Origin of the sequence: Streptomyces sp. NBC_01551, from assembly GCF_026339935.1 — a bacterium.
GTDB lineage: Bacteria > Actinomycetota > Actinomycetes > Streptomycetales > Streptomycetaceae > Streptomyces.
Map to the genome: position 1 here is coordinate 1,555,569 of NZ_JAPEPX010000001.1, position 16,038 is coordinate 1,571,606.

The window sequence follows — 16,038 nt, forward strand, 5'->3', positions numbered from 1 at the left end:
GGCCGTCCGGCCGGAGGGAGCCCAGCCTGGACCTAGGCGCTCTCGGCGGCCAGTTCGCGCACCGCGTCGGCGAATGCGTCCCCACGCTTGTTGTAGTTCGCGAACATGTCCATCGAGGCGCAGGCGGGTGCCAGCAGGACCGTGTCGCCGGGCTCGGCGAGCCGGGCCGCTTCCCGGACCGCCGCGAGCATCGCCCCAGTGTCGGTCCGTTCGAGGTCGACCACAGGGACCTCGGGCGCGTGTCGCGCCAGCGCCTCGGCGATGAGCGCCCGGTCGGCGCCGATCAGCACCACGCCGCGCAGCGCCTTCGCGGACTTCTGTACGAGCTCGTCGAAGGTCGCGCCCTTGGCGAGGCCCCCGGCGATCCAGACGACCGTCTCGAAGGCCGCCAGGGAGGCTTCCGCGGCGTGCGTGTTGGTGGCCTTGGAGTCGTCGATGTAGACGACCTCGGCGACCTCGTCCACGTACGCGACGCGGTGCGCGTCCGGGCGGAAGTTGCGCAGCCCGTCGCGGACCGCGCGCGGCTCCACGCCGAAGGCGCGGGCCAGGGCCGCCGCCGCGAGGGCGTTGGCGATGTTGTGCGGGGCCGGCGGGTTGACGTCCTTGACCTCGGCGAGTTCCTGGGCGTTCTTCTGCCGGTTCTCGACGAAGGCGCGGTCCACGAGGATGCCGTCGACCACGCCGAGCATGGAGGGACCGGGGGCGCCGAGGGTGAAGCCGATCGCCCGGCAGCCCTCCTCGACGTCCGCCTCGACGACCAGGGCCTCGGTGGCCGGGTCGGCGACGTTGTAGACGCAGGCGACGGTGTTGCCCTCGTAGATGCGGCCCTTGTCGGCGGCGTACGCCTCCATCGAGCCGTGCCAGTCGAGGTGGTCCGGGGCCAGGTTCAGGACGGCCGCCGAGTGGGCGCGCAGCGAGGGCGCCCAGTGCAGCTGGTAGCTGGAGAGCTCGACGGCGAGTACGTCGTACTTCTCCTCGCCGAGCACCACGTCGACGATGGGGGTGCCGATGTTCCCGACGGCCGCGGTCTTCAGGCCGGCGGCCTTGAGGATCGAGGCGAGCATCTGGGTGGTGGTGGTCTTGCCGTTCGTACCGGTGATCGCGAGCCAGGGGGCCGCGTCGGGCCCGCGCAGCTGCCAGGCGATCTCGACGTCGCCCACGACCTCGACCCCGGCCGCCGCGGCGGCCTCGAACAGCGGGCTGTCGGGCTGCCAGCCCGGCGAGGTGACGACCAGTTCGGTGCCCTCGGGGAGGGTCCGCGCGTCGCCGAGCCGTACGGAGATGCCCAGTTCGCCGAGTTCGGCGGCCCGGGCCCGGTGGCCCTCGCTGTCGCCGCCGTCCACGACGGTCACCGATGCGCCGAGGCCGGCCAGGGCGCGGGCGGCACTGATGCCGCTCACGCCGAGGCCGGCGACGGTGATGTTCTTGCCGTGCCAGGAGGTCACTTGTCGGCTGCCCATCCCGCGTAGAAGAGACCGAGACCCACGATCACGCACATGCCCTGGATGATCCAGAAGCGGACCACCACAAGGACTTCGGACCACCCCTTGAGTTCGAAGTGGTGTTGCAGCGGGGCCATGCGGAAGACGCGCTTCCCGGTCAGCTTGAAGGAGCCGACCTGGATGACCACCGACATGGTGATGAGGACGAAGAGGCCGCCGAGGAGCGCGATGAGGAACTCCGTGCGGGAGCAGATCGCGAGGCCGGCGAGCGCGCCGCCGAGCGCGAGCGAGCCGGTGTCACCCATGAAGATCTTGGCGGGCGAGGTGTTCCACCACAGGAAGCCGAAGCAGGCGCCCATCAGGGCGGAGGCGACGACCGCGAGGTCCAGCGGGTCGCGCACCTCGAAGCACGCGTTGGGGTTCGTCAGCGTCATCGCGTTGGCGCAGGACTCCTGGTGCTGCCAGACGCCGATGAACGTGTAGGCGCCGAACACCATGACCGCGGCGCCGGTGGCGAGGCCGTCCAGACCGTCGGTCAGGTTCACGCCGTTGGACATCGCCAGGATCATGAACAGCGCCCAGACCACGAACAGCACCGGGCCGATCGACCAGCCGAAGTCCGTGACGAACGACAGCCTGGTGGAGGCCGGGGTCAGTTCGCGCGAGTCCGAGAACTGGAGCGCGAGCACCGCGAAGGCGATGCCGACGATCAGCTGGCCGGCCATCTTGGCCTTGGCCCGCAGACCGAGCGAGCGCCGCTTGACGATCTTGATGTAGTCGTCCAGGTAGCCGACCAGGCCCATGCCCGCCATCAGGAACAGGACGAGCAGACCCGAGATGGTCGGCTCGCTGGACGTGATCACCTTGGTCAGGGCGTACGCGACGAGCGTCGCGAGGATGAAGGAGATGCCGCCCATGGTGGGCGTGCCCTTCTTGCCCGCGTGGCCGCGGGGGCCGTCGTCGCGGATGAACTGGCCGTAGCCCTTGCGGGCCAGCAGCTTGATCAGCAGCGGCGTGCCGATGACCGTCAGGAACATGCCGATGACACCGGCAACCAGGATCTGCCTCATCGGTCGGCGACACCGCCCTCGCGCTCAAGGAGCGCCAGCGCGACCCGCTCCAGGCCGATCGACCTGGAAGCCTTCACCAGCACGACGTCCCCCGGACGCAGTTCACTGCGCAACAGGTCGACCGCCGCCTGCGCGTCGGACACGAGCACCGACTCCTCACCCCACGAACCCTCGTTATATGCGCCCAGTTGCAGCCAGGACGCTTCCCTGCCCCCGACTGCGACGAGCTTGCTCACGTTGAGCCGGACGGCAAGCCGTCCCACCGCGTCGTGCTCCGCCAGCGACGCGTCACCGAGCTCGGCCATGGGGCCCAGCACCGCCCACGTACGTCCCCCGTTCGCCCTGGCGGCGCCGCCCATCGCGACTAGCGCGCGCAGGGCGGCCCGCATGGACTCGGGATTCGCGTTGTAGGCGTCGTTGACGATCGTCACGCCGTCCGCACGCTCGGTGACCTCCATCCGCCACCGGGAGAGCGTTCCCGCCCCGGAGAGCGCGGTGGCGATCTCCATGGCGGACATGCCCAGGACATGGGCGACGGCGGCCGCGGCGAGCGCGTTCGACACGTGGTGCTCACCGTACAGCCGCAAGGTCACATCACTGCACCCGGTCGGTGTGTGGAGTGTGAAGGCGGGCTGTCCCCCCGGGGTCATGCGCACCTCGGTGGCCCGTACGTCGGCGTCCTCGGCCTCGCCGAAGAGCACCGTACGGGCCTTCGTGCGGGCGGACATGGCGCGTACGAGCAGGTCGTCGGCGTTGAGTACGGCGACTCCGCCGTCGGCCTCGGCGGGGAGGGCCTCGACCAGCTCCCCCTTGGCGCGCGCGATCTGCTCGCGGCCGCCGAACTCCCCGATGTGGGCGGTGCCGACGTTGAGGACGAGTCCGATGCGCGGCGGGGTGAGGCCGGTGAGGTACTCGATGTGGCCGATGCCGCGGGCGCCCATCTCCAGGACCAGGTGGCGGGTTTCCGCGGTGGCCTGGAGGGCGGTGAGCGGCAGGCCGATCTCGTTGTTGAGGGAGCCGGGGGTCCACACCGTGGGCGCGTGGGTCTGCAGGACCTGCGCGATGAGGTCCTTGGTGGAGGTCTTCCCGGCCGAGCCGGTCAGGGCCACCACGTCGGTGCCGAGGCGTTCGACGACGGCCCGGGCGAGGGCGCCGAGCGCCTTCTCCACGTCCGGGACGACGATCGCGGGTACGCCGACGGGCCGGGCCGCGAGGATGGCCGCGGCTCCCGCCGCCACCGCGCGCTCCGCGTAGTCGTGGCCGTCGACGTGCTCGCCGGCGAAGGCGGCGAACAGGCTGCCGGCCTCCACCTTGCGGGAGTCGATGACCACGGGCCCGCTGATCCGCACCGACGGATCCGGTATGTCGTGGGGCCGCCCGCCGGTGATGTCGGCGATCTCGGCGAGGGAAAGGGCGATCACTGGTTCACCTCGGCCTGTCGGGCATGGTGCTGCCGGGTCTCGATGGCCGCGCGGAGCACCGCGCGGTCGTCGAAGGGACGTACGACGCCTGCCGTGTCCTGGCCCTGCTCGTGGCCCTTGCCCGCCACCAGCACGGTGTCACCGGGCTCGGCGCGGGCGACGGCGGCGGCGATGGCCGCCGCGCGGTCGGCGTCGACGAGGACGGTGCCCCGCTCGGCGGGCGGCACGGACGCGGCGCCTTCGAACATCGCGGCGAGGATCGCGAGGGGGTCCTCGGAGCGCGGGTTGTCGGAGGTCAGGACGGCGGTGTCGGCGAAGCGGGCCGCCGCGGCGCCCATCGGGGCGCGCTTGGTGGTGTCGCGGTCGCCGCCGCAGCCGAGGACGATGTGCAGCTTGCCGGTGGTGACCTCGCGCAGGGCGCGCAGCACCGACTCGACGGCGTCCGTCTTGTGCGCGTAGTCGACGACGGCCAGGTACGGCTGTCCCGCGTCCACCCGCTCCAGTCGGCCGGGCACCCCGGGGACCGCGGCGACGCCGTCGGCGGCGGTCTGCGGGTCGAGGCCGGCGGCGGCGAGGGTGACGATCGCGGCGACGGTGTTGGCGACGTTGAACGGGCCGGGCAGCGGGGCGGTGGCCCGTACGCGCTGTCCCTCGGGGCCCACCAGGGTCAGGGTGGAGTCCATGTGGCCGGTGACCACGTCCTCGGCGCGCCAGTCGGCGGCCGGGTCGCCGGCGGCGGAGAAGGTGACGACCGGGATCGACGACTCCTTGGCCAGACGGCGGCCGTACTCGTCGTCGAAGTTGACCACGCCGAGGCGGGCGCGGCGCTCGGTGAAGAGCTGCGCCTTGGCCTGGAAGTAGTCCTCCATGTCGGAGTGGAACTCCATGTGCTCCGGGCTCAGGTTGTTGAAGACGGCGACGTCGAAGACGCAGCCGTCGACCCGGCCGAGCACGAGGGCGTGGCTGGAGACCTCCATGGCCACGGCCTCGACCCCGCGCTCGCGCATGACCGCGAAGAGGGCCTGGAGGTCGGTGGCCTCGGGGGTGGTGCGCTCCGACTTGATGCGCTCGTCGCCGATGCGCATCTCGACGGTGCCGACCAGTCCGGTGCGCCGGCCCGCGCCGCGCAGGCCGCCCTCGACGAGGTACGCCGTGGTCGTCTTGCCGGAGGTGCCGGTGATGCCGAGCTGGAGCAGGCCCTCGCCGGGCCGGCCGTAGATCTCGGCGGCGAGCTCGCCCATCCGGCGGCGCGGGTCGGCGACGGCCAGGACCGGGAGCCCGGTCGCGGCCGCGCGCTCGGCGCCCGTCGGATCGGTCAGCACGGCGGCGGCGCCGTTCGCGGCCGCCTGGGCGGCGAAGTCCGCGCCGTGCAGCTTGGCGCCGGGCAGGGCCGCGTACAGGTCGCCGGGGCGCACGGCACGGGAGTCGTGCGTGATGCCGGTGATCTGCGGTGCGGCCGCGTCGCCCGCGGCTTCGAGACCGGCCAGGGCCGCGAGCTCGGGCAGCGGCACCGGTCGCACGGACGCGGGTCGCGGCGCTCCCGGCGGCGTCGCCGGGGCGTCTTTCTGGGTGGTTCTGGGCTGATCAGCGTGGGGCACGGCGGTGAGCGTACCGGGCGCGGCGGGCCGGTTGCGAAGCGAGGGCCCGGCCGCCGGGTCCGCGGCGGTCCGGTTCCCGGGTTCGGGGGTGATCGTTGTCACTGATGGTGCCTCACGGTTTTCCGGCGGGCCCGCCGGGGGGTCGGGTGGCTGGGCGGGCCGCTAGCGGCCCTGTTCGTAGGTGACGGGCAGCCCGGCGGGGGCGGTTCCGGTGGGGGCGACCTGGAGGGTCTTGAGGGCGAACTCCATGACCTTCTTGTAGATGGGGCCGCAGATCTGGCCGCCGAAGTAGCTGCCCTTGGTGGGGTTCTGGATGGCGCAGTAGACGGTGACGCGGGGGTTGTCGGCGGGCGCGAACCCGGCGAAGGAGGCGGTGTACCCCTTGTAGCGGCCGGTGGCCGGATCCACCCGGTTGGAGGTGCCGGTCTTGCCGCCGACCCGGTAGCCGGGGATGCGGGCCTTCGTGCCGGTGCCCTCCTGGTCGTCGACCACGGATTCGAGCATTCCGGCGAGGCTCTTCGCGGTTGCCTCGCTGACCACGCGGTTCTTGTCCGGCGCGGGGGCCGGGGTGAAGCGGCCGTCGGGGCCCCTGCTCCCGCGGACCAGGGTCGGCTCGATCCGGACGCCGCCGTTGGCGATGGTGGAGTACACGGAGGCGGCCTGCATGGCGTTGAGGGACAGGCCCTGGCCGAAGGGGATCGTGTACTGCTGCGAGGTGGACCAGGCCTCGGGCTTGGCGAGGATGCCGCGGGACTCGCCGGGGTAGCCGAGGCCGGTGGGCTGCCCGATGCCGAACTTGGTCAGGTACGAGTACAGGACCCGGTTGGCCTCGGACTGGGTGGCGCCGAGCTGGCCGGTGGCCAGGATGGTGCCGATGTTGGAGGACTTGGCGAGGACCCCGTTGAGGGTCAGGTACCAGGTCGGGTGGTCGATGTCGTCCTTGAAGAGGCGGTCGCCGCGGTGCAGCCGGTTGGGGACCTCGACATGGGTGTCGGGGGTGGCCTTCTTCTCCTCCAGTACGGCGGCCATCGACATCACCTTGGCGGTGGAGCCGGGCTCGTACACGTCCTGGAGGGCGGCGTTGCCCATGGCGGCGGAGCTGGCCTTGGAGAGGTCGTTGGGGTCGAAGCCGGGGGCGTTGGCCATGGCGAGGATCTCGCCGGTGCGGGTGTCCTGGACGATGACGTAGCCGCGGTCGGCCCCGGACTTCTCGACCTGCTCGGTGATGGCGCTCTGCGCCGCCCACTGGATGTCGCGGTCGATGGTGAGCTCGATGTCCTCGCCGGGCACGGCGGGCTTCTCGCTGGAGCCGGCCGTGGGGACGCGGCGGCCGCCGGACTGGGCGTAGGTCAGCTCGCCGTCCTTGCCGGCCAGCTTCTTGTCGAGGGCGGACTCCAGGCCGCCGCCGCCCTTGCCGTCGGCGTTGACGTAACCCAGTATCCCGGCGGCCAGGTTGCCGTTCGGGTACACGCGCTTGCTGCTGTCGTCCTTGAACACGCCGGCGATGACGTTGGCGCCGGGGCCGTTGTTCTTGCGGTCGGCGGCGGCCTTCTCGGCGAAGACCCGCTGGAGGTCCTTGATCTGGTTCCAGACCTGGGGGGTCTGGCGGCGGGCCAGGATCACGTAGCGGGTGTTCTTGCTCTTGAGGAGCTTGGTGAGCGCCTTGGCGTCCTTGCCCAGGATGGGTGCGAGGAGGGCGGCGGCCTGCTCGGGGGCGTCGGGGGCCTTGCTCTCCTGCGGGGTGAACATCTTGGGGTCGGCCGTGATGTCGTACGCGTCGACGCTGGTGGCGAGGGCGACGCCCTTGCGGTCGGTGATCTCCCCGCGTTCGGCGGCCAGGGTGTGGCTGGCGAAGCGGTTCTCGGAGGCCTTGGCGGAGTACGCGGACGCGTCGACGGCCTGGACCTGGAGGAGCCGGACGACGAAGGCGAGCATGACGAGGGTCAGGCCGACGCTGACGAGGCGCAGGCGGGGCTTGGGGTTGCCGAGCCGGATCGTCTGCGGGGTCCGCGCGGGGGCGGGCCTGCGGGGCGCCACCGCCTTCCGCGCCGGCCCCGGCACCCGCCGCGGCCGCTCCCCGCTCACGCCGCCACCGCCGTGCCGGCGGGCGCTGTCGCTTTCGGGATGCCGCCCCGGCCGGCGTTCCCGGATCGCCCGGAGGGCGCTTCCGGCCCCGCCGGCGTTCGCGGCGCGGGGGCTGGGGCTGAGGCCCAGGGGCGGGCTGCGCCCGGGGTCCCGGGGGAGATCGAGGCGCGGAGGCGGGTCACGGCGTCACCTTCCGGGGGTCTGGCTGGGGGTGGGGCTCGGGGCCGGCGTGGAGGCGACCGGCGAGCCCGGCGGAGACGGCGGGGCGGACGGCGGGGCCGACGGCGGCGGGGGCTCCGACGCGGTCGCCGCCGCGCCGGCGACCTTGCCGTCCGGGCCGATGAAGACCGGGCTGCCACCGGGGACCAGGCCCAGCTCGTGCGCCCGCCGCTGCAACGCGTCCGGCGCCGAGTATCCGTCCACGTCCCGCTGGAGCGCCTGCTCCTCGTCCGTCAGCGCGGTGGTCTCCTTCTTCAGGTTCGACAGCTGGAAGGAGCCCTCGTTCAGCGCGGAGTTCAGCAGCAGCAGGCTGATCAGCCCGCCGCCCAGCAGCGCCACCACCAGCAGGACGAACGGCATCCGGGCAGCCTGCCCGGCAGTCGCCGCCTTCCCCGGCCGACCCCCGCGTTTGGTCACAGCCGCGCCTCCCGGATGCGCTCGACACCGCGGAACCGGGCCGGGGCGGCCCGCCGGTTCTCGGCGATCTCCTCCTCCGTCGGCAGCTCCGCGCCGCGCGTAAGCAGCTTCAGCTTCGGCTGGTACTTCTCCGGGACCACCGGCAGCCCCGGCGGAGCCGTCGAGGCCGCGCCCGCCGCGAAGACCTGCTTGACCAGCCTGTCCTCCAGCGAGTGGTAGGACAGCACCGCGATCCGCCCGCCCACCGCGATCCGGTCCACGGCGGCCGGAATGGCCCGCTCCAGGCCCGACAGCTCGCCGTTGACCTCGATCCGCAGCGCCTGGAAGGTCCGCTTGGCCGGGTTGCCGCCCGTCCGCTTCGCCGCCTGCGGCAGCGCGTCCCGGATCAGTTCCACCAGCCGGGCGCTGTTGCTGAAGGGCTCCTTCTCCCGCTCGCGGACGACCGCCGACACGATCCGCTTGGCCTGCTTCTCCTCGCCGTACTGGCGCAGGATGCGGACGAGCTCGCCCGGGGCGTACGTGTTGAGGACCTCCGCGGCGCTGATGCCGGTCGTCTGGTCCATCCGCATGTCCAGCGGCGCGTCCTGCGCGTACGCGAACCCGCGGTCGGCCTCGTCCAGCTGCATGGAGGAGACGCCCAGGTCGAAGAGGATGCCCTGGACGGCCGGGATGCCCAGGCCGTCGAGCACCTCGGCGAGGTCGGCGTAGATCGCGTGGACCAGGGTGGCCCGGTCGCCGAAGGGCGCGAGCCGCTCGCCGGAGAGCCGCAGGGCCTCCTTGTCGCGGTCGAGGCCGATCAGGTGGGCCTCGGGGAACCGGGTGAGCAGGGCCTCGCTGTGGCCGCCGAGGCCGAGGGTGCAGTCGACGACGACGGCCCCCGGCTTCTGCAGCGCCGGGGCCAACAGGTCCAGGCACCGCTGGAGCATCACCGGGACATGTCGGGACTCGCTAGTCAAAGCGCCCTCTCAGATAACGGCGCGGCAGGCGTACGCCGCGCCGCGCACGCGGAGTTTTACCAGGATTTCCAAGGGCCGGACGGCCGGTAGGGCCGGGCTCCGGCCGGTTCGCGCCACTTTAGTGCAACGGTCGCCGCGGTCAACGAACCGCCCCGCGTGCCGTGCGGCGCTCTCCCCGGGAACCCACAAATGCCGCGAATCACCCGATCGGGCGCCCCCGCCTCACTCCTGTGGGTTAGCTCACAACAAAGCCGGTTGACCTTCTTTGTCCACCCTCACTCCGTGCCCGAACGAGCCGTGACCATTAACGTCGTACCCATGACGACCTCCGCATCCCTGCCCGCCGACTCCGCTCCCCTGGCATCCAGCGGCCGTACCGTCACGGACCGACTGGTCGAGGCCAACCGGCAGTACGCCGCGGAATTCGCCGATCCGGGCATGGACGCCCGGCCGGTCCTGCACGTCGCCGTCGTGGCCTGCATGGACGCCCGGCTCGACCTGCACGCCGCCCTCGGCCTGGAACTCGGCGACTGCCACACCATCCGCAACGCCGGCGGAGTCGTCACCGACGACACCATCCGCTCGCTCACCATCAGCCAGCGCGCCCTCGGCACCCGCGCGGTGATACTCATCCACCACACCGGCTGCGGACTCGAACGCCTGACCGAGGACTTCCGGCACGAGCTGGAGGACGAGGTCGGCCAGCGCCCCGCCTGGGCCGTGGAGGCCTTCCGCGACGTTGACCAGGACGTTCGCCAGTCCATGCAGCGCGTGCGCACCAACCCCTTCCTCCCCCACACGGACGATGTGCGAGGCTTCGTCTTCGACGTGCACACCGGGCTCCTGCGGGAGATCGATCCGGCCTCCTGAGTGACACGGGCCCCGGGCGCCGTCAAGAATGCGCAGAGACGTCACCCGGACAGCCTCCGGGGCGGCGTCCGCGTTCGTAGAGGTGTTTGGGGTGGGCCGTGCACGCGCCGAGGGCGTCGGCCCTGAGAAAGGGCCGAGGAGAACCAGGTGACGACGTATGACGACCGAGCGAGCCTCGCGGATCTGACCAGCACGGCGGAGCGGGTCCGCCGCTCGGTCGAGAGCGTGATCGAGGGCAAGCCCGAGGTCGTCCGCCTGGCGCTGACCGTGCTGCTCGCCGAGGGACACCTGCTCATCGAGGACGTCCCCGGCGTCGGCAAGACCATGCTCGCCAAGACCCTCGCCAAGTCCATCGACTGTTCCGTGCAGCGCATCCAGTTCACCCCGGACCTGCTGCCCTCCGACATCACCGGCGTCAGCATCTACGACCAGCAGCGCCGCGAGTTCGAGTTCAAGCCGGGCGCGATCTTCGCTCAGATCGTCATCGGCGACGAGATCAACCGCGCCTCCCCCAAGACCCAGTCCGCGCTGCTGGAGTCGATGGAGGAGCGCCAGGTCACCATCGACGGCACCACGTACACGCTGCCGAGCCCGTTCATGGTGGTCGCCACCCAGAACCCGGTGGAGATGGAGGGCACCTACCCCCTCCCCGAGGCCCAGCGCGACCGCTTCATGGCCCGCGTCTCCGTCGGCTACCCGAGCCCCGAGGCCGAGCTCCAGATGCTCGACGTGCACGGCGGGCTCTCCCCGCTCGACGACCTCACCGCCGTCGCGCACGCCCACGACATCGTCAAGCTCATCGAGGCCGTCCGCGAGGTGTACGTCGCCGAGCCCGTCCGGCGCTACGTCGTCGACCTGGTCTCCGCCACCCGCAGCCACCCGGACCTGCGCCTGGGCGCCTCGCCCCGCGCCACCCTGCACCTGCTGCGCGCGGTGAAGGCCTCCGCCGCCCTCTCCGGCCGCGAGTACGTGCTGCCCGACGACGTCCAGGCGCTGGCCGCGCCCGTGCTCGCGCACCGGCTGCTGCCCACCGCGCAGGCCCAGCTGAACCGGCGCACCGCCGAGCAGGTCGTCCAAGACATCCTCCAGCGCACTCCCGTCCCGGCCGCGCACGTCCGCGGCGAGATGCCGCCCGGCGCGGGCACCCGGGGCTTCTGATGAGCGCCGGTGCCCCGCGCGGCGCCGGTGGCGGGGGCCGGCCCACCGGCGGGCTGCGCTCGTCGTTGTCCGGGCTGACCACGCGCGGCCGCTCCTTCGTGGCCGCCGGGATCGCCGCCGCCGTGTGCGCGTACGTCCTCGGCCAGGAGGAACTGCTGCGGGTCGGGCTGCTGCTCGCGGCGCTGCCGCTGATCTGCGTCCTCGCCCTGCACCGCACCCGCCACCGGGTCACCGGCAGCCGCCGGCTGACCCCGATGCGGGTGTCGGCGGGCGGCGAGGCCCGGGTGCAGCTGCGGATGGACAACACCTCGCGGGTGCCGACCGGCCTGCTGATGCTCCAGGACCGGGTGCCCTACGTCCTCGGTCCCCGGCCCCGCTTCGTGCTGGACCGGGTCGAGCCGGGCGGACGCCGCGAGGTGTCCTACCGGGTCCGCTCCGACCTGCGCGGGCGCTATCCGCTGGGCCCGCTCCAGCTGCGGCTGAGCGACCCCTTCGGCCTGGTCGAGCTGACCCGCTCCTTCAGCACGTACGACACCCTCACCGTCATCCCGCGCACCGAGGAGCTGGCCCCGGTCCGGCTGGCCGGCGATTCCTCCGGCTACGGGGACGGCAGCCGCCGCTCGCTGGCGCTGGCCGGCGACGACGACGTGATCCCGCGCGGCTACCGGCGCGGCGACGACCTGCGCCGGGTGCACTGGCGCTCCACCGCCCGCTACGGCGAGCTGATGGTGCGCCGCGAGGAGCAGCCCCAGCGCAGCCGGGCCACCGTCCTGCTCGACACCCGCCGGCTCGCCTTCGAGGGAGCCGGGCCGGATTCCGCGTTCGAATGGGCCGTCTCCGGCGCCGCCTCCACGCTGACGCACCTGCTGGAACAGGGCTTCTCGGTGCGGCTGCTGACCGACACCGGCGATTCGGTGCCCGGCGACGGCGGCGGCGGCTTCTCCGCCGGCGGGCAGGAGTCCGCCGTGGCGGCGGGGCTGATGATGGACACCCTGGCTGTGGTCGGCCACTCCGACGGAGCCGGGCTGTCGCGGGCCTACGACGCGGTCCGCGGGGCGGGCGGAGCGCTCGGGGGAGCCGGCTCCGACGGGCTCCTCATCGGCTTCTTCGGCGATCTGGACGACGTACAGACGGAGCTCGCGGCGAAGATGCGCCAGCGGGCGGGCGGTGCGGTGGCCTTCGTACTGGACTCCGCGACCTGGTCCGGGCGGCCCGCGCAGGAGCACGCGCTGCCCCCGCTGGAGGAACGGCTGCGCAGGCTGCGCGACGCCGGCTGGACGGCGCTGGCCGCCCCGCCCGGGGTCGCCTTCGGCGAGCTGTGGCGGCAGGCCGGGAACGCTCCGCTCGGCACGGGTACTTCCGGAGGTTGGGGATGAGCGGGCGCGCGAGACTGACGCTTTTCGCGGCGCTGGCGACGCTGCTGACCTCCTGGTCGCTGGCCGGGCTGGTCGAGTCGAACACGTGGATCGCGCAGGCGGCGCTGCTGCTGGCCGTGCAGGCCGCGGTGGGCGCCGGGGCCCGGCGGGTGCCGCTGGCGCGGTCGCTGACCGTGGCCGCGCAGCTGCTGGTGTCGCTGCTGCTCCTCGTCTTCCTGTTCGCGGGGAAGGGCGAGTCCACCGGGAGCGGGCCGCTGGCCTATCTGGTGACCGACTTCGGCGCGCTGTTCGGCCGGGGCGTCCAGGACGTCGGCGAGTACGCGATACCGGCTCCCCTGACGGACGGCATCAAGCTGCTGCTGCTGGCCGGGGTGCTGCTGATCGGGCTGCTCGTGGACCTGCTGGCGGTGACGCTGCGCACGGCCGCCGCGGCCGGGCTGCCCCTGCTCGCGCTCTACTCGGTGGCCGCCGGTCTGGCCGCCGACCACGACGGCTCCTGGTTCTCGTTCCTGCTGGCGGGCACCGGCTACCTGTTGCTGCTGCTGGCGGAGGGCCGCGACCGGCTCGCCCAGTGGGGCCGGGTCTTCGGTGCTGCCCCGCGCGACCGGGTGTCGGCCGCCTCCGGCTACGGGGGCGGCGCGGGCGGCGGCGGCCAGGCCGTGGCGCCCGTACGCACCGGGCGGCGGATCGGCGTGCTGGCCCTGGGCCTGGCGCTGGCCGTGCCGCTGGCGCTGCCGGCGCTCGGCGACGGCCTGCTCGGCGGCCGGGGCTCGGGCGAGGCCGGCGGCAACGGCTCGGGCGGCGGGACCATCTCGGCGGTCAACCCGCTGGTCTCGCTGCAGAGCAGCCTGAACGCGCAGGACAACCGGGTGGTGCTGAAGTACCGCACGGACAGCGGCCAGGTCGCGGACCAGTACGTGCGGATCCTGGCGCTCGACGAGTTCAACGGGGTCAAGTGGGAGGCCTCCGGGCGGCCGCTGAGCGACGTCCCGGAGCGGCTGCCGAACCCGCCGGGGCTGGGCGATCAGGTACGGGCCTCCGCGACCGAGGTGCGCACCACCTTCTCGGCGTCGGACACCTACGTACAGCGCTACCTGCCGATGCCGTACCCGGCGACCGGGGTGGACATCGGCGGGAAGTGGCGCTTCGAGCAGGCTGGCCGGACCCTGGTCGGGGACCAGCTCGGCAAGGACAAGTTCCAGAACGTGCAGGGCGCGCAGTACACGGTGCGCAGCATGCTGCTGCGGCCGACGGTGCGCCAGCTCCAGAGCGCGCCGGCGGCGAGCGACACGATCCGCGCCGAGTACACGAAGCTGCCGGACAACCTGCCGCCGGTCGTCGCGGACACGGCCCGCAAGGTCGTACGGGGCGCGAAGGACGACTACACGCGGGCGGTGAAGCTGCAGGACTACTTCGCCGTGAGCGGTGGGTTCCGCTACAACACGCGGACCGCCTCGGGTACGGGGTCGCAGGCCGTGGCCCGGTTCCTGGAGGACAAGGAGGGCTTCTGCATCCACTTCGCGTTCTCGATGGCGGCGATGTCGCGTGCGCTGGGGATCCCGGCCCGGGTCGCGGTCGGGTTCACGCCGGGCGAGCGACAGTCGGACGGCACCTGGAACGTGTCGATGCGGGACGCGCACGCCTGGCCGGAGCTGTACTTCGAGGGCGTGGGCTGGACCCGGTTCGAGCCGACGCCGCGCTCCGGGATCTCGATCCCGGACTACACGCGGGAGCAGGCTCCGTCGAGCCGGCCGTCGGCGCCGGCGGCGCTGCCGTCGGCGAGTGCGTCGGAGCCGAACGCGGCGCCGTCGAAGGCGGACGACTGCCCGCCGGAGCTGAAGAAGCTCGGCGAGTGCGGGGGGCCGGCGCTGTCGCAGCAGGCCGGTCCGGGCGCGGGCGGGCCTTCGGTGCTCGCGGTGCTGGGCTGGGTCGCGGGCGGGGTCGCCCTGCTGGGGCTGCCGCTGCTGCCGTTGCTGTGGCGGACGCGGGTACGGGGGCGGCGGCTGGCCGCGGGGTCGGTGCTGGAGGCCTGGCGCGAGCTGGGGGATGCGGCGTGGGACGTGGGCATCGCGCCCGACGAGTCGCTGTCGCCCCGGGGTGCGGCGGCGCGGGTCGTGGAGCTGGGCCTGCTGGACGCGGAGGCCGGGGCCGCGGTGCACCGGGTCGCGGGGGCCGTGGAGCGGACGCTGTACGCCCCGGCCGGGGCGGACGCCTCCTACCCGGGCCTGGCGGACGACGTCCTGCTGACCCGGGGGGCCCTCCTCGCGGCCCTCTCCCGGCCGGCGCGCCTGCGCGCGCGGCTGTTCCCCCGCTCGACGGCGCGAGTCGCCTGGGCGGCCTCGGCCCGCTGGTCCGCGGTCACGACGGCGACCGCGACCCGCCTGTCCGCCCTCCGCCTCCCCCTGCGGAGCCGCGGCTGACCCGGGACCCCGTCGGGACCCGGTCTTCGAAAACGCCAAACGGGGCTGGATCTTCCAGCCCCGTTTGGCGTTTGAGGCGGGGAAACGCGAACGCCGGGCGGCGCGGCTCGTTCCCCCTGGAGCCTCGTCGCCCGGCGTTGTCCTCCCCGGCGAGGGACGAGGCCCCGGCCCGCTCCGCGGCCCCGTGTCCGCGGTGCGGGCCGAAGGCCCCTGTCCGTCGTCCCCCAGTCTGGCGTTCCCGCAGGTGGGAGCCCATCCGTACGCGTACTCATTTCCGCGCCTAGGTACGGATACTCAGTTCCCAGTTCTATCCGGCCCGGCCGCCCCGCGGCACCGCCGACCGGGGTACGTCAGCGGCTCCCGCTCACCCTCCCCCGCAGCAGCAGCGACAGCGCCGAGTGCACGTCGTCCAGCGAGCGCTCGCTCTGGAACGACTGCCAGTCCAGCGCCGCCACCAGCACCATCCCCACCATCGCGGCAGCGGTCAGCGGCACGTCGATCTCCGCGCTGAGCTCACCCCGCTCGACCCCCTCCCGCAGCACGGTCTCCACGACCGCCACCGCCTCCCGCCGGACCACCATCAGCGTGGACTGCCACGCCCGGTTGGTGCGCCACAGCTCGGCGACGTACAGCTGCGTGAAGGCCGGGTACCGGTCGATGAAGACGAGCCCCGCCCGGATCATCGCGTCCAGCGCCTCGACCCGGGTCCCGCCCCGCGCCTCCGTCTCCTGCGCCGCCGTGCGCAGCGACTCGGTCAGCAGACCGACCCCGTGCCGCAGCAGCTCCTCGAAGAGGTCGGTCTTGCTGGCGAAGTTGTAGTACACCGTCCCTTTGGCGACCCCGGCCCGCTCGGCGATCTCGTCGACCGTGGTGGCCGAGAAGCCCTGCTCCGCGATGAGGGTGACAGCCGCTTCGTAGAGCTTCTGCCGGGTGGCCTGCCGTCGGCCGCTGCCGGTACCCGTACCGGTGCTGCTGCTTTCCATGGCGCTGATTCTCACAGGTCAAC

The 16,038-nt window shown here is 73.1% G+C and carries 12 protein-coding genes; 4 read left to right on the forward strand and 8 right to left on the reverse strand.

The window, feature by feature from the left end; genetic code table 11:
* Positions 1-32 precede the first annotated feature (32 nt).
* The 7 genes from murD to rsmH form a co-directional block, all read right to left on the reverse strand.
* Entirely contained in the window at positions 33-1,460 is a 1,428-nt protein-coding gene (gene murD / locus OG982_RS06985) for a UDP-N-acetylmuramoyl-L-alanine--D-glutamate ligase (RefSeq protein ID WP_266788806.1), read from the reverse strand.
* A complete protein-coding gene (gene mraY, locus OG982_RS06990; RefSeq protein WP_266788804.1) occupies positions 1,442-2,512 on the reverse strand; it encodes a phospho-N-acetylmuramoyl-pentapeptide-transferase in 1,071 nt (356 codons plus the stop codon). Before mraY ends, murD begins: the two co-directional genes overlap by 19 nt.
* Entirely contained in the window at positions 2,509-3,933 is a 1,425-nt protein-coding gene (murF, locus tag OG982_RS06995) for a UDP-N-acetylmuramoyl-tripeptide--D-alanyl-D-alanine ligase (RefSeq protein WP_266788803.1), read from the reverse strand. The genes mraY and murF overlap by 4 nt, the downstream gene beginning before the upstream one ends.
* On the reverse strand, positions 3,930-5,633 hold the full coding sequence (locus OG982_RS07000) for a UDP-N-acetylmuramoyl-L-alanyl-D-glutamate--2,6-diaminopimelate ligase (protein ID WP_266788801.1): 1,704 nt from the start codon (positions 5,631-5,633) through the stop codon (positions 3,930-3,932). The genes murF and OG982_RS07000 overlap by 4 nt, the downstream gene beginning before the upstream one ends.
* 60 nt (positions 5,634-5,693) lie before the next feature.
* A complete protein-coding gene (locus OG982_RS07005; protein ID WP_266788800.1) occupies positions 5,694-7,616 on the reverse strand; it encodes a penicillin-binding protein 2 in 1,923 nt (640 codons plus the stop codon).
* 186 nt (positions 7,617-7,802) lie between these two features.
* Positions 7,803-8,195 carry a hypothetical protein gene (locus OG982_RS07010; RefSeq protein ID WP_266948156.1) on the reverse strand — a complete coding sequence of 131 codons (393 nt, stop codon included), beginning with the start codon at positions 8,193-8,195 and terminating at the stop codon, positions 7,803-7,805.
* A 53-nt stretch (positions 8,196-8,248) separates the two neighbouring features.
* A complete protein-coding gene (gene rsmH / locus OG982_RS07015; protein ID WP_266788796.1) occupies positions 8,249-9,208 on the reverse strand; it encodes a 16S rRNA (cytosine(1402)-N(4))-methyltransferase RsmH in 960 nt (319 codons plus the stop codon).
* Positions 9,209-9,526: 318 nt separating this feature from the next.
* Here rsmH and OG982_RS07020 point away from each other — a divergent pair, with 318 nt between their 5' ends.
* From OG982_RS07020 to OG982_RS07035, 4 genes are all read left to right on the forward strand, one after another.
* Positions 9,527-10,078, forward strand: coding sequence for a carbonic anhydrase (locus OG982_RS07020; RefSeq protein ID WP_266788794.1), 552 nt, complete (start codon positions 9,527-9,529; stop codon positions 10,076-10,078).
* A gap of 147 nt (positions 10,079-10,225) precedes the next feature.
* Positions 10,226-11,236, forward strand: coding sequence for a MoxR family ATPase (locus tag OG982_RS07025; protein ID WP_266948158.1), 1,011 nt, complete (start codon positions 10,226-10,228; stop codon positions 11,234-11,236).
* Entirely contained in the window at positions 11,236-12,612 is a 1,377-nt protein-coding gene (locus tag OG982_RS07030) for a DUF58 domain-containing protein (RefSeq protein WP_266948159.1), read from the forward strand. The genes OG982_RS07025 and OG982_RS07030 overlap by 1 nt, the downstream gene beginning before the upstream one ends.
* Positions 12,609-15,032 carry a DUF3488 and transglutaminase-like domain-containing protein gene (locus OG982_RS07035; protein ID WP_266948160.1) on the forward strand — a complete coding sequence of 808 codons (2,424 nt, stop codon included), beginning with the start codon at positions 12,609-12,611 and terminating at the stop codon, positions 15,030-15,032. Before OG982_RS07030 ends, OG982_RS07035 begins: the two co-directional genes overlap by 4 nt.
* A gap of 350 nt (positions 15,033-15,382) precedes the next feature.
* Here the strand turns inward: OG982_RS07035 and OG982_RS07040 are convergent, their stop codons facing one another.
* Positions 15,383-16,015: a TetR/AcrR family transcriptional regulator gene (locus tag OG982_RS07040; RefSeq protein ID WP_266788787.1), complete on the reverse strand. Its 633-nt coding sequence runs from the start codon at positions 16,013-16,015 to the stop codon at positions 15,383-15,385.
* Positions 16,016-16,038 lie beyond the last annotated feature (23 nt).

What these genes read in the sequence shown, in the direction of transcription:
- murD (WP_266788806.1), bottom strand. Translation starts at nt 1,460, where the DNA reads ATGGGCAGCCGACAAGTGACCTCCTGGCACGGCAAGAACATCACCGTC.
- mraY (WP_266788804.1), bottom strand. Translation starts at nt 2,512, where the DNA reads ATGAGGCAGATCCTGGTTGCCGGTGTCATCGGCATGTTCCTGACGGTC.
- OG982_RS07010 (WP_266948156.1), bottom strand. Translation starts at nt 8,195, where the DNA reads ATGCCGTTCGTCCTGCTGGTGGTGGCGCTGCTGGGCGGCGGGCTGATC.
- OG982_RS07020 (WP_266788794.1), top strand. Translation starts at nt 9,527, where the DNA reads ATGACGACCTCCGCATCCCTGCCCGCCGACTCCGCTCCCCTGGCATCC.
- OG982_RS07030 (WP_266948159.1), top strand. Translation starts at nt 11,236, where the DNA reads ATGAGCGCCGGTGCCCCGCGCGGCGCCGGTGGCGGGGGCCGGCCCACC.
- OG982_RS07035 (WP_266948160.1), top strand. Translation starts at nt 12,609, where the DNA reads ATGAGCGGGCGCGCGAGACTGACGCTTTTCGCGGCGCTGGCGACGCTG.
- OG982_RS07040 (WP_266788787.1), bottom strand. Translation starts at nt 16,015, where the DNA reads ATGGAAAGCAGCAGCACCGGTACGGGTACCGGCAGCGGCCGACGGCAG.